The 15,944-nt window shown below is 57.2% G+C and carries 3 protein-coding genes; all 3 read left to right on the top strand.

Going from position 1 to position 15,944, the window contains the following annotated elements; translation table 11 throughout:
* Position 1 precedes the first annotated feature (1 nt).
* Positions 2-997: a FecR family protein gene (locus tag ACFQPC_RS02010; RefSeq protein WP_382269977.1), complete on the top strand. Its 996-nt coding sequence runs from the start codon at positions 2-4 to the stop codon at positions 995-997.
* Between the two features lie 179 nt (positions 998-1,176).
* Positions 1,177-13,980: a filamentous haemagglutinin family protein gene (locus ACFQPC_RS02015; protein ID WP_382269978.1), complete on the top strand. Its 12,804-nt coding sequence runs from the start codon at positions 1,177-1,179 to the stop codon at positions 13,978-13,980.
* Positions 13,981-14,287: 307 nt separating this feature from the next.
* Positions 14,288-15,892, top strand: a complete 1,605-nt coding sequence (locus ACFQPC_RS02020; RefSeq protein ID WP_382269979.1) for a ShlB/FhaC/HecB family hemolysin secretion/activation protein — start codon at positions 14,288-14,290, stop codon at positions 15,890-15,892.
* Positions 15,893-15,944: the final 52 nt, after the last annotated feature.

Consider the following 15,944-nt stretch of genomic DNA (forward strand, 5'->3'; position numbering starts at 1 on the left):
TATGAATAAGAAAACCATGACAGCAGACGACATGGCTATCCAGCGCGAAGCACAAGCCTGGGTGGTGCGGCTCGCCTCGCACGCGGTGACGGAAGACGACGCCCATGCCTTCCGGCAATGGTGTGCGCAGAACCGTGCGCATGCGACCGCCTTCAGCCAGGCACGCAGCGTATGGAGCGCGATGCGCCCGGCAGCGATGCAGCTCAAGCAACATGAAGCGATACGGCAGGATGCCGCAGCCGGTATGCGCAAGGGACGACGCGCCTTCCTCGGTGGTGCAGTGGCGGCATCGGTGGCGTATCTGGCATTCCGGCCACCTATGGAATTGTGGCCGTCGCTGGGTGAGGTGGCCGCCGGTTTCGCCGCTGATTACCAGACCGCGACCGGCGAGCAACGCAGCGTAGCGATGAGTGACGGTTTGCTGGTGCAAATGAATACGCAGACGCGCATCAATGTGCAGGCAAATGTAAATAATGAAACAGGCCTGGAACTCTTGTCCGGTGAAGCAGAGATACAAACTGATTTCCATAAGGAAAACCGCGTCACGGTAGTCGCAGGCGGCGGCGTCGTGTCGGCACTCCGCGCCAGGTTCAATATCCGTTACACCGGCAACAATGTTTGCGTGACCTGCGTACAGGGACGGGTGCAGGTCGGGCAGGCGATACACCGCGTGACGCTGGACGCGGGGCAGCAATTGAGCTACCGCGCAGATGACTTTGGTGTACCTCAGGCCGTCAATACCAGTAACGTCACCGCATGGCGCAAGCGCATGCTGGTCTTTAACCAGGTCGCCTTGTCGGAAGTGGTGGCTGAAGTGAATCGCTATCGTCCGGGAAAATTGATCTTGCGCAGTGAAGAGCTGGGGCGTAGCAAGGTACAAGCCAGTTTTTCCATTGACCGGCTGGATGATGTGATTGCGCTGATCCGTGATGCTTATGGCGCCGACGTCACGCAATTGCCGGGCGGGATTGTACTGCTGCGCAAGGCGACGGCTTGATATGTACGTGATGCACTGTAGTGGTGGAAGCAGAAAAAACCATTTGTGACATTTTGATGACTTGCTGCAGTCGTGTGCCTGCTTTGCGGTCATAGCCTCCGTAAGCCGCGAAATGTTCCCGGATAAGCGGGAATTGTTCGTGGCACCGGACAGGCAACGATACACAAAGGAATCCCTCCATGCAGCGCAATACGACGGCCACGCTCAACAAACAATCTTCCGTTCCTTCATCGTCATCAAGGGCGATTTCCGCGCAAGCGCGGCAGACACGCCTCAAGCCTTTGGCGCACGCCATCGCCCTGATGCTGGCGACCGGGAGCATGTGGGGAGATGCGCAAGCACAGCAAGCCTTCAGTGCTGCATGGTATGCCCAGAAAGGTGTAGTGCAAGCAGCCGCAGTCGCGACCGGTAAACTGCCGAACGGCATGCCTGCAATGCCGGCCAGTTCGCCGGGGCTACAGCAACAACAAGCCAATGCGCAGTTACAGCGCTCCCTCGCCAACCTGAATTCCGCCGCGCGTGCGATCGCACTGGCGCAGGCGCAACAAAGCGCAGCCCGACTGGCCGCCACCGCTAACGTACCGGAGGGCTTGGGTGTCGGTGGCCTCGATGCCGGCAGCCTGGTCAGCAGCTGGATCAATGCGAATGGCCCGACGCAAACGACGTCGAATGGCAAGACCATCGTCGACATCAAACAAACCGCCGACAAAGCGATCCTGAACTGGGAAACCTTCAACATCGGCAAAAACACCATTCTTAACTTCGACCAGCAAGCCGACTGGTCAGTGCTGAACCGTATCAACAATGCCACTGCACCAAGCGTGATCCAGGGCCAGATCAAGGCGCCGGGTACGGTCATGATCGTCAACGCCAACGGCATCATCTTCAGCGGCAGCAGCCAGGTCAACACACGTAACCTGGTTGCCGCCGCTGTCGGTATGAGCAACGATCAATTCAACAAAGGGATCTATAGCGAGAAGCTAGGCAACAACGACATCCCGACCTTCGGTAATGCAGTCAATGCTGCAACCGGTGTAGCCGGAGCCGCAAACGCCTTCGGTGTCATGGTCGAGCAGGGTGCATTAATTGAAACGCATCAAAGTACCAGTGCGACACAAGGCGGTGGTTATGTCTTGATGGTCGGTGGCCAGGTCAGCAATGCCGGTACCATCAATACGGCCAATGGACAAACTACGCTGGCAGCCGGTGACACTTTCGTCATTAAAAAAGGTGTGGGTACGGCAGGCAATCAGGCATCGACCACACGGGGCAATGAAGTCGTCGCAGGCCGTAATGTTGGCAGCACCAATGGCAGCGTCAGCAACACCGGCATCGTCACCGCATCGACCGGTGACATCACACTGAGCGGTCATCAAATCGATCAACGCGGCGTCCTCGTGAGTAGCACGTCGGTCGACACCCGCGGCACCATCCACCTGCAAGGCAATCCGACCGACACCACTGCCAGCATCACGCTTGGTAAAGACAGTGTCACTGCCATCGTGCTCGATGCCAGTGCCAAGACCGCACTCGATAGTCAAAAGGATGGCCTGACCGGACCGGTCACCGATATCAGCGGCAACATCGTCCCGGTCACAGACCGACGTGACCTGTCCCGTATCGACATCAGTGGCGGTACGGTCGACTTTGAAGGCGACTCCCTGACACTGGCCACCGGTGGCCAGGTCATGGTCAACGCAACGACCCGCGCCCTTATGCGTGATGGCGCACAAATCGATGTCTCCGGTGCAGTCGGTGTGCAGCTGGGCATGGATAGCAACAACCTCAAGATCAATGTACAGGGCAATGAGCAGCGCGATGCATCGGTTAACCGCGATGGTAAAGGCCTCAACAATAGTGATATCTGGGTCGACAAGCGTGACCTGATCCTGGTCAAGGCTGATTACGATGCAGTCAAGAACCCGAACGGTTATAAAACTGATCGCTGGTATACAGCAGGTGGCTTACTGGAAGTGGCCGGTTACCTTGCTACCAGTGGTCACAGCATCGGTGAATGGATGGCGCAGGGCGGTATCGTCAACTTCACCGGCAACAGTGTCGTCACGCAAGCCGGCTCCAACATCAACCTCTCAGGCGGTACGCTCGATGTGCAGACCGGCCTCATCAAGCAAACCTTCCTCAAGGGTGCCGACGGCAAGCTCTACAATGCGTCGACGGCACCGGGCGATTTACTGTATACCGGCATCTACAAAGGCTACGAGACAGATCCATCGCGTTGGGGTGATAAGGCTAAAAAGTATTACTACAACGCCCTGATCGCACCGCGTGAGCGCCTGGAAAATGGTTATACGGTCGGACGCGATGCCGGCACCCTCGTTATCGGCACTAGCAATGCGGTGCTGGAAGGAAAAATCAGCAGCGATGTGTACCAGGGACCACAACAGACCCGCGCACCGCAAGCCAACCTGGATGGTTACTATCAGTCACAAAACGCAGCAGCGCAGCATGCGCAACTCATCGTCGGTAATGTCAGCACCTTCTATGACAAAACCACCGGCATGCTGTCACGCCGTATCGATGCCGGCGGTATTAAGAATGTGGTCTTCAGCGATGCCTACGACCAGATAGCAGACGGCCTGGATCTGAACACCGCACTCCCGGCAGACCGCACGAACACGCTCATCTTCAATGCCGAGCAACTCAACGGCTTTGCGCTGGGCAGCATCAAGATTGCCGCCACCGACAAGATCGATGTCAACGCTGACTTGAAGGTCAATTCTGCCGGCAGCATTACGCTCTACAGCAACAACGTCAACGTCAATGCCAACCTGACCGCACACAGCGGCAGTATCCAGCTCGGGAATGTACTGGAGCAAATCACCACCAATGGCGTCGTTGGTGGCATCGTCAGTCCGGGTAATCCGAATGGCCAGGTCACCCTGGCACAAGGTGTCAAGGTGGATGCCAGTGGGATCTGGAACAACCTGCAACTGGATCCGAACAACACGGCGAACCTGCCCTATGTCAATGGCGGCTCGGTCAGCATCCGCAGCGGCCAGAATGCGACCCTCAACACGGGCAGCAGTATCGATGTCTCGTCGGGTGCGGCTTTACTCACCAAAGGTAAAACGCAAGACGGCAAGGGCGGCAACATCACCATCGAAGCCAATGCCTTCGGTGGCAGCAATGGTGTGCTCACCCTCAACGGTAGTCTCGAAGGCTATGGCGTAGCCGGTGGCGGCACACTGACCTTGCAAACCAATCAGATCCTGATCGGTGATGCAAGCGGTGCAGCACCCGACACGCTGGTGCTCGACGGTGGCTTCTTCAACAAGGGCTTCAGTAATTACAACCTGATTGGTAACAAGAGCCTGACAGTCGCCGACGGCACGCAGGTCGATGTGACGATGCCGGTCTATCGCTATGCGCAGAATGCAATTGGCAGTGTCACCGGCAGCAGCATCAAGAATGCGATGGAGCTGTGGACGCCACCGGTGTATCAGGAAGACATCGCCAAAGGCACATTGACCCAGCGCAAAGGGGCGAGCATCAAGCTGCAGGCGGGCTCGACCTTATCGAGCGCGGCCGATATGGCGATTGCGCAGGCGGTTATCGGCAAAGGCGCGGTGATCAATGTGGATCCGGGCCAGTCGATTACGGTGGCCAGCGTCGGGCAGTTGACGGTGGATGGTCGCCTCAATGCATGGGGCGGCAAGATTACGCTGGCGGGTATCAATCCTGGCCAGGTGGCAGAAGCCGTGGAAGCGGCGGGCCATACCCGTTCGATCTGGGTGGGTGAACAAGCGATACTGGATGTGGCGGCCCGTGCTGTCACAGGTGTGGATGCGCGTGGCAACCGTTATGGGCAGGTACGCAATGGTGGCAGCATCGTCATCGGGGGTGAAATCAATCACACGATCGGCAATGCGACTGCAGCGAATTTATTTGTCGTGGTGCGTGAAGGTGCATTACTCGATGCATCGGGTACACATGCAATGCTGGATATCGCAGGACAAGGCCAGATCAATGTCGCCAGCGGTGGCGGCAGCATTTCACTGAGCTCGAATCTGGGTTTGTACATCGACGGTACGCTCAAGGCGACGTCGGGTGGTGCAGGCGCGGCGGGTGGCAGTTTGTCGGTAGCACTGGAAGCACCGGTGTATCTGAAAACCGCAGCCTCCCATGTTTTGAATCCACGTGAGCTGGTGATTGAACAGCATAAGAGCACCAGTGCCTTGCTAGGTGTACAGGATGCGGCGCAGGCGGGCAGCATCCTGACCTACGGTCATGGTCGGCTGGCGGTGGACCAGGTGGACGCCGGTGGTTTCGATAATCTGTCAGTACTCGTTTCAGGTACGCTGACCTGGGCCGGTGACGTCACGCTGAAAACCAATCAAAGCCTGCGGATATATGGCAGTTATGCACTGGCTGAAGGCGCACCGACGACTTCCAAGGTCAGGCTTGAATCTTCGTATCTCCAGTTAGCCAGTAACAAAGCAGCCTTCCGTGACCAGTACTTAACGCCACGTGGTTCGGATGCCGGAGCGCGTGGGAACGGCGCCTTGTTCAGCGCCGAAGCTGACCTGATCGATATACGCGGTACCGTTCAACTGAATGCGGAGCGGGTCGAGTTGACCAGTCGTGGCGACTTACGCTTCCTGACCATCAGTGACGGTTGGGATGGCATTGTTCCGATGACCAATCTGAACAGTCCCGGCGACATCGTATTGAAAGCCGCGCAGCTCTATCCGGAAACTGGTGGTGGTGCAGCGGTGAAAGCCGGCTACAGGCCTATCGTCGGCAATGCCCTTGGCTATGATCCGAGGTATAGCCTGACCATAGGTCGTACGACGGATTACCTGCCGGCCATGCCGTACTCCGCGTTCGGTACGCTGCAGTTGCTGGCCGCACATGTGGAGCAGGGCGGTATCGTGCGGGTGCCGCTGGGTTATATCGCGCTTGGTGCAGCCGGCTACAACAATGACCAAACGCTGAATGTCAATTTACTGGCAGGCAGCCTGACCTCGGTCAGTGGTGCCGGCCTGGTCATGCCTTATGGCGGCACCATAGATGGCCAGAGCTGGAGCTACAACGGCAAGGAAGTGACGTTCACAGGTGTGGGCGGTGCCAATAGTCGCGGCACGCTGGTTACCGGTGTGAAACTGGCGGGTGTTGAAGTTGACGTCAAGCAGGGCGCGGTCCTTGATCTGTCCGGTGGCGGTGATTTGACTGGTGCGGCTTTCATCTCCGGCCGTGGTGGTTCTACCGACGCGCGCTATAACCCGCTGGTCCAGATCGGCGTCAACGGTGGTTTCAGCCTGCCGGGCATGGGCACGAATCCTATCTATGCAATCGTACCGGGCGTGCAAGGCTATGCTCCGGCGAATGCACAAGGCGCGGTTGATCCGGTAATGGGTCGCCAGGTCACTATCGGCCCCGGTGTACCGGGATTGCCGGCCGGTACCTATACCCTGATGCCATCTACTTACGCTTTGTTGCCGGGTGCTTTCCGCGTCGAGCTCAATGGTGCGGCAGGAACAGGCGGATTCAGTGCAACTCAGGCGATGCGCAACGGTTCATGGGCGGTGTCCGGCGCTTTATCAATAGCCGGTACCGATATACGCGATCAGCTGGCAAGCCGCTTGATTGTGACGCCGGCGAATGTCTTGCGCAGCTATTCGCAATACAACGAAACCGCTTATACCGCGTTTGCATTGGCCGATGCTGCGCGTCGTGGCATTCCACGTCCTATCATTCCACTTGATGCAAAGACCCTGCAACTCGATTTGTTGGCGGGTGCCGGTGCCGATGCTTTCCGCTTCGAAGGCGAAGGGCGTTTTAACGCAGCTCCGGGTGGTTATGGAGGTACGGTTTCCGTGGTGATGACTAACGGTTCGACCGATGTCAAGAATATAGAAATTGTTGCTGCCGGTGCGCGGGCCACGGCCGGATTCAATGGCATTACCCTGCATGACGATAGCCTCAACAACATAGGCGCAAGCCGGATGGTGATTGGTGGCATGACTTCGGTTTTGTACGGCCAAAGCGGCAACTACGTGGATTTTACAAATGCAGCACGGGAAGTCCACCTGCGCTCCGGTGCACATTTGTCAGCACCGGAAATTTTCCTGACTGCAGTTGATCCGGGTAATCCGGCGCTAGGCGATGGCCTCATCAATGTAGAGCAGGGTGCGAGCATCAGTACGCTGGGACGCGGCAAGGTGGCGTATGACTCGAATGACGGCTTCGTCTACAAGACGACCGGACATATGCTGGCGGCATCCAATGGCTTGCTGAACGTCACGCAAGGGGCGGGCGGCAGCAGTACACGTGGCGGTATCAAAATAGGCAGCTGCACCCTGGTGCCGTGTGCAGGCGCTACTACGCTGTACTCGGAAGGCACTGTGCTGGCATCGACGCAGGGCAGTTTTGAGCTGGATGATGCGGTTCGTTATGGCACGCGCAACCTGACGCTGGCAGTGGGCGCGATCAATATTGGTAGCGAACAGGCCCTGGCTGATGCACAAACCAACGGTATCCGTTCCTCCGGCCTGGCCTTGAACCAGGGCGTGCTGGATCGACTGTTGCGCGGCGATACCAGTACCGGCGCGCCGGCGCTGGAAACGCTGGTATTGAACGCTGCCAATAGCGTCAATTTCTATGGCGACGTCACGCTCGACACCTATGATGCGGTCACCGGTAAATCGACACTGGAGCAGTTTGTACTGACCACGCCTGCCATCTATGGTCATGGCGATGCGAGTACGGTAGCGACCATACGCACCGCCAACCTGATCTGGGGTGGTGCGGAAACTGCTGCAGGTAATGTGATTGCAAATGGTGCAGGTACCGGCAGCGGTACGCTGAACCTGATTACTGAACGTATGGAGTTCGGCTTCGCGCCTTTTACGCAACCGGGGACCATCAAATCCTATGATCGCCTCGCGCTGGGCTTTGGCAACGTCAACATCAATGCGAGCGAAAGAGTGACCGCCAACCATAAGGGCAGCCTGTCGGTGTACCAGGCACAAGGTGCTTATGAAAGCGGCAAGGGCTTCCAGTATAGCGGCGGCAACCTGAACATCACGACACCGCTGCTGACGGGCGCTGCGGGTTCGGTCAACAACATCACCGCTGGTGGCAACATCAATGTAACGGCACCCGCAACAGCGGTGGCTGTCGATACCAAGGTTGCCAACGATGCACTCGGTGCCGAGCTGAGCCTGCACGGCAATAATGTCAGTGTGGCGAGTAAAGTCGTACTGCCGAGCGGCAAGCTGAAACTGATTGCCGACGAAGACTTGATCCTGACCGATACGGCGCAAATCGACCTGGCCGGTCGCAAGATCAATTTCCTTGACCTCGATAAATATAGCTGGGGTGGCGACGTCATCCTGGAAAGCCGCAATGGCGATATCGTGCAGGCAGCCGGATCGACTATCGATTTGTCTGCAGTCAATAACAAGGCGGGCAGCCTGACGGCAGTGGCGCTGGCAGATGCGGCCGGCATGGTCAGCCTGCAAGGCCGCATCCTCGGTGGCAGCAGTGGCTATTACGACGCGGGCGGCACCATGGTGCCTTACCAGGCGGGCAGCATAGAAGTGCGCGCACAGACACTGGGTAATAGTGGCACGCTGGATAGCCAGTTTGCCGCACTCAATACGCGCCTGACAGAAGGCAGTGTATTCGGTGGTCGCAATTTCCAGTTGAAGCAGGGCGATCTCACCATCGGTAATGAATTGAAAGCGGGCGTCATCAACGTCTCGATCGACAATGGCAGCCTGACGGTAGTCGGCACGATTGATGCCAGCGGCGAGCGGGTCGGCAATATACGTTTGGCCGGCAAGAACGGTTTAATGGTAGGCAGCAATGCCGTACTCGATGCGCACGGTACGGTGCTGCGCGTGGATAGCTACGGCAAGATTATCGACAGCCCGAACCGCGCCAATGTGGAACTCAATTCCGGCAATGGCACGCTGACCCTTGCCAGCGGTGCGCAAATCGATTTGCGTCACGGCACGAATGCACCTGTCGGCAATGGCAAAGGTCAAAATGATGGCGTGACACGCGGTACCTTGACGCTGAATGCGCCACGCATAGGCAGCACTGGCGCATACGACGATGCGGATGCCGCGGTGCATGGCGACATCGCGATCAATGCCAGCGGCAGCCTGGCGATCCGTGGTGCCAAGTCGATAGCCGTCAACGGTATGCAGCGTTATGACAATGCGCAACTGGCGACAGTCAAGGATGCCGGCGGCAATGATGTATTGGATGCCAATGGCAAGCCGATACTGGATCTGGCAGCGAACGGTCGCCCGTATCAGGTCATCAACCAGGACTATCTGGACGCGTTGCATGATGATAGTACGAAGTTCATTGATAAGGCGGTACTCAATGGCAATCTGCTCAATAACAAACTGGCAGGCCTGAATAACGCGAGCTATGCGGATGCCTTGCACCTGCGGCCGGGTGTGGAGATCGTCAGCAATGCCGTCACCAATCCGGGTGGCGACATGATCGTGCAGGGCGATCTCGACTTGTCCAAATATCGTTACGACAGCCTGAACCATAAAGCGCAGGCCGGTGTGTATGGTTCCGGCGAAGTCGGCATGCTGACGATACGTGCAGCCGGCAACCTGGATATTTTCGGTAGCATCAATGACGGTTTTGCGCCGCCGCCGGAGACACAGGATGACAAGGGCTGGGTCTTGTTGCCGGGTCGTGATTTTACCGGCGGTGATCTGGTGGTGCCTGGTGTGGGTGTGACGCTGGCTGACGGTACGGCCTTCCCCGGCGGTACTACCCTCAACTACGATTTGCCGATCAAGGGATTCTCTATCACAGGCAGGTTGCCGGTAGCGGCGACCCTGAACCAGGACCTGACGCTGCCCGCCGGTACGGTTTTGGCCGCCGCGGTGCGCGATGCCGGCGGCAATATCCTGTTTGCAGCCGGTACCAAATTGAGCCAGAGCCTCACCTTGCATGCAGGCGACAAGATGGATGCCGGCAGTGTATTGACAGGCAATACCTCTTTTGGCGCAGTGATCTGGCCGAAGGGCCTGGCTTTGCCTGGTGTGCTGGGGGAACGATCCATCTTGCTATTGAACGGTAACAAGGCATTGGCGGTCGGCTCCCTGATTCCTTCCGGTACCGATGTGAAGTTGTTGGCAGGCGTTGACTCCATCCAGTTGCGTCCGGAAGTTGCAGGCAAATCGAACAAGCTGTGGGCGGTTGCGCAGATGCTGCCAGAGGGTTCGCAATCGTGGTCGCTGCGCCTGGTGGCCGGTGCGGATACGGAAGCGGCCGACAGCCGCGTTGTCAGCAGCCGTCCTGCCAACGGCGATTTGCGCCTGGCGGACAGTCACTACGGCATGTTTGGCAAGGCCTTGCCGTCCAAGGATGTCTTCCTCTGGACCCAGGCCGGAGCTGACTTGCTCGCGGAGCTTGGTTTGGGGCCGGTGATTGTCGGTGAACAACTGACGGATGAGAGTGTCGAGCTTGCAACGAATGGGGCCTATACGTCTTTCCTGCAACTGTGTGCGGAAAATCCGGATATGTGTCTGAAAAAAGAGTCATATAAATGGACACAGGAGGCCGCCGATGAGCTGGGTACTCCTGCGCTGGTGGGGCAACCGGTGGTATTTGAGTTTGTGCGAGATGAAGTAGGTTTCGGCTCAATAGGCGAGATGTGCGCAGCTCTTCCTTACTGGTGTGCTTCGACTTCCAAAACAGAATACGAAAACGTCGCTGGCAGTACACGTTTCAGCGTCATACGCACAGGTACCGGTGATCTGGAATTACTGAGCGCCGGCAATATACGCATGGACTCCCTGTTCGGGGTTTACACGGCAGGTACGTCATCGACGGCGACTTACGCCAACGATCCCTACAACCAGCCGCGTGGTCGCAATTCTACAGATACCGTCCTGGGTGATCCGGATGGTGCGCGCGAACACCTCGTCGATGGCGGGACTGGCAGTATTTACCGTGCATGGTATCCGGACCAGGGTGGCAATCTGTTCATCAAAGCGGGTGGCGATCTGACAGGTTCACAGTTGACCTTAGCCGCGGCGATACCTACGCGTCCGAATCCTAGGGATGGCGGCTATAACACCGCCGATACCGGTAACTGGCTGTGGCGTCAGGGTAGCGGCAATGTCGCGACCGGCACCCAGGCACAACCGACTGCTTGGTGGATTAACTTCGGTACTTATACCGGTACGGTCGGTATTGCCGACCAGATGGTGGGCTTTACCGGCTTCGGTACCCTTGGCGGCGGTAACGTCGATGTACAGGTGGCAGGCAATGCCGGTGCATTGGCAAAACTTGCAGGATCGGAGTTTGACCCGATCATCAATGTGCGGAGCCAGGGCCTGGTGCTGGCGGTAGGCAGCACGGGGCGGGTGGCGGCAGATGGCAGCATGCAATTGACCGGCGGTGGCGATTTGAATGTGAAGGTCGGCGGCCAGCTGAATCCTGCCAGCGAGTCCTTGAGCGGTACCTTGAATGGCGCACTGGTCAACTTGCGTGGACATGTTGAGCTGACGAGTGCACAAGTGGGTAGCCTGCGCCTTATCTATGGCGTTAACGCGACTGAGCATGTGCCGAAGGAAAGCCGGGCCTTTGACTCTTTCCATGCAACACGCGGGGAAGCGCTGGGCGGGCCGGCGCTGGTGCCGGGTGATGCAACCATCAGCATTAATACTTTGGGCGACCAGGTGGTACAGGAGGTGATCGATCCGGGTCGCATCACGATACGGAATTTTTCACCGTTCCTCAATAGCGCCGGGGTGAATGGACGTGGCGTGAGTTGGTTCACCTTGTGGACGGACCGGACTTCGCTGGATATGTTCTCTGCCGGTGGCAACCTGACGCCTTATACACAGGGCATGCCTAGCGGTGGCAGTATCAGTGATGATGCGATTATTTACCCGGCGATCACACGTGTGGTCGCGGCCAGTGGCAGCCTGTATTACGGCAAAGGATCGAAGACACGCTTCGCCGATTTGACTTTCTTTGATCCTATATTGCTGGCACCTTCCATCAATGGTCAGTTGCAATTCCTCGCAGCTGATTCCATCTATGCCGGTGGCTTTACGGTCAGTCAATCCGGTGCTGCAGCTTCGGCGCTGGCAACACCACAAAATCCGGCTTATGCAGGCTGGATTGCCGGTACCTGGCCTGATGCACCGGTGGCGACCAATACATCCGTGATGGCGAATCCTGTCACCGGTGGGTACTTGCCCCTGTTTGTGTTTGATGCCAATAGCGCTGCCACCCGGCTTGAAGGTAGCAGTGAACCGGCACGTTTCTATGCGATGAATGGAGATATGGTCGGCGTCAATAGTGGTCGCATGATGACCTTTAGCGATTTGAATGAGCGCTCATTACCGGCGCGACGCAATGGCCTGACCTGGTATGAAGGCGCACAACCGGTATGGATGATTGCGGGACGGGATATTGTCAACAGCGGCACCTCCCAGGCAGAGCCCGAAGCATCCGCATATGGACGCAATTACATCAGCAGCGGTAATTTGTTCGTGCATCACAATGCCAGCGACGTATCGGTGGTATCGGCTGGTCGCGACATCCTTTACAGTTCTTTCAATGTTGCCGGTCCCGGCACGCTGGAAATCACCGCCGGTCGCAACATCCTGATGGAGGACAGGGCGTCGGTCACCAGCATAGGCGCCATTGTTCCCGGCGATATCCGTGCCGGTGCCAATGTCGTGTTGCAGGCGGGTGTAGGCAAGGGCCTGGACTATCTCGGTTTCATCCAGCCTTATCTCGACGCAGCCAATCTGGCGCAAAGCGGTATCCCGCTGGCCGCCCAGGGCGGTAAGGTGGCCAAGGTATATGAAGCGGAATTGATCAAGTGGTTGTCTGATCTGTATGGCTTCACGGGCGATGCGGCGGCAGCGCGTGCCTACTACCTTGCTTTGCCGGAACCGCAGCAACGCGTGTTTGCACGCGATGTCTATTTTGCGGAATTGCGTGAAGGTGGTCGTGAATATAACGACGTGAACAGCTCGCGTTACGGTAGCTTCCTGCGCAGTCGCAATGCAATCGGTGCATTGATACCGACGCTGGATGCAGATGGCAAGGCGATCGTGTATGAGGGGGACATCATCATGTACCGTGGTGTGTATTCATACAGGGACCCGGGTAATAGTATTACCGTCAACACTCCACGCAGCGGCTTTGTGCACACCAACTTCGGCGGCAATATCCAGATGCTGACGCCGGGCGGACAGCAAGTGTTCGGTATCGAAGGCGAAGCACCGCCATCGACTTCCGGTGTCATCACGCAAGGCAGCGGCGATATCCAATTGTATGCACGGGATAGCATCCTGCTGGGGCAGAGCCGCATCATGACGACCTTTGGTGGCGATATCCTGGCCTGGTCGGATCGTGGAGACATCAATGCCGGTCGTGGTTCTAAGACGACATTGGTCTATACACCACCGAAGCGTGAATACGATCAGTGGGGCAACGTCAGGTTGTCGTCGAATGTACCGAGTACCGGTGCCGGTATCGCGACGCTGGCACCGATCGCGGAAGTCCCGGCCGGTGACATGGACTTGCTGGCACCTCTGGGTACCATCGATGCCGGTGAAGCCGGTATCCGGGTTTCGGGCAATGTGAATATCTTTGCGCTGCAAGTGGTGAATGCCGCCAACATCAAGGTGGCGGGTGAAGCCACCGGTATCCCGCTGATCGCAGCTGTCAACGTCGGTGCGCTGACCAATGCCAGCGCGGCGGCCAGTTCGGCGGCAGCCGCGGCACAGGATGTGATGGCACGTGAGCGCAATGACGCACGCAAAAACCTGCCATCCATCTTTACGGTACGGGTACTCGGCTTTGGTAATGAAGATGAGCCTAAGGATGAAGGCAAGGGCAAAGCACAAGGTGCAGGCTACAACCCGCAAGGGGTGGTGCAGGTACTTGGTGCTGGTGAGTTGAACGAAGTGGAAATGCAGGCCCTGACGCAGAACGAGCGTCGCAGCCTGAAAAAATAGACTTACGCATGTTGACAAAAGGGCTTCCGCAAGGAAGCCCTTTTTATTTGTGCTGCTTATATGACGTAACGATGACGCTGCGCCGGGGCGGATCCCCGGTCCGGCACTTTGTCATGAAAAAGAATTATGAACATTTGATGACAAACGACAGTTGTTGCAGATGCCAACCGTCTAGGCATCAGTACACAGACATGACGACCCTGCATTGCATGAATGAGCGGCGATACAGGGAAGCAAAGACAAGTTTGATTTTGAGGATTGAGTTCAACACATGTGTGACGTGAAGAAAAACCGGAATGAAAAGCCCATGCGCCTGAAGGCGCTTTGCCTGGCAATGCTGGCCCTGGGTTTGCACGGCGCAGCGTTTGCGCAGGCTGACAATGCAGCGGGAGCACAAGCAACTGAAGCTGCCGATAACGCACAAAAGGTCGATATCAATGAATACATCGTGCGCGGCAATAGCGTGCTGGATGCACGCACCATCGAATTGGCGGTGACGCCTTACCTTGGTCCGCAGCGCACGATGAAGGATGTCGAAAATGCACGTGATGCGTTGTTGTCGGCCTATAACGCACGTGGTTATCAATCGGTATATGTGGATTTGCCGGAACAGCAAGTGACCGGCGGCGTGGTCTACCTGCAAGTCAATGAAACCAAGGTCGGTCGGGTGCGGGTAGTCGGTGCGCAGTACAACTCGCCGCTGGAGGTGCGCGAGCAGGTACCGGCGCTGCAGGAAGGCAAAGTACCTGACTTCAACCTGGCACAGGCGCAGCTGACCACACTAAACCGCAGCTCCAAGCGCCAGGTAATGCCGCTGGTAAAGCAGGGCACCTTGCCGGGCACCATGGACGTCGACCTGAAAGTGGATGACAGCAGCCCATGGCGCGCCAGTGCCGGCCTCAACAACGATTACAGCGCCGATACCAAGGAATTGCGTGCCACCGCTTCGATCGGTCACGACAACCTGTGGCAACTCGGCCATAGCGCATCGCTGAGTTTATTCGGTACACCGGAAGATTTGAACCAGACCAAGGTCTGGTCGGGTTCCTATACCGCGCCGCTGCGCGATAGTAACTGGGCGCTGGATGCCTCCGGTTATAAATCCGACAGCACCGTTTCCACCGTAGGCGGTACCACTGTGCTCGGCAAAGGTTATGCGATCGGTTTCAAGGCAACCTACACCGTACCGAATACCGGCAACTGGTGGCACACCGTGAGCGTTGGCGTTGATTTCAAAAACAATGAAGAAGCACTACGGCTCGGCAGTACCGGCGACAAGGTACCGCTGAAATATGCACCGATCACGCTCGGCTATATGGGCTATGTGCAAAACGAACGCAGCCAGTACAGCATCGGCCTGACGATGGTTGCGGGCACCCGCAGCCTGTTCGGTTACGGCAGCGATGAAAAGGCCTTCGCTTACAAACGTGACGAAGCCAAGCCGAATTTCATGGTGCTCAAAGCCGATTTGAACGGTTCTTACAGCTTTGAGAATGAAGCGCAAATCGGCTTCCGCTTTGCAGGCCAGCTGACCGACTCGCCATTGGTATCGGGTGAACAGATCGCCGCCGGCGGTATGAATTCGGTACGTGGTTATCTGTCTGCAGAAACCACCGGCGATTACGGTGTGGTCGGCTCGCTTGAGCTGCGCAGCAAACCGTTGACTTACCTCAATCCTTGGGTCGAAAACTGGCGCGTGTATGCATTTGGTGATGCGTCCAGATTGAAGCTGCGCGATGCGCTGGTCGAGCAGCAAGACCTTTTTACGCTGGCATCGGTGGGTTTCGGTACCAGTTTCCGCCTCGGCGAACAAATCAGCGGACGAGTGGATGTCGGTTATCCGTTGAAAAACGGGCCGCGCACCGAGAAGCACGACACGCGCGTGAACTTTAGTGTCAATGCCAGTTATTGATCGAAATTTATTCATGGGCCTTGCTTGGATAAGCCCTTTGTTACACAGCCTT

Origin of the sequence: Herminiimonas glaciei, assembly GCF_042664955.1 — a bacterium.
GTDB lineage: Bacteria > Pseudomonadota > Gammaproteobacteria > Burkholderiales > Burkholderiaceae_D > Oxalicibacterium > Oxalicibacterium glaciei.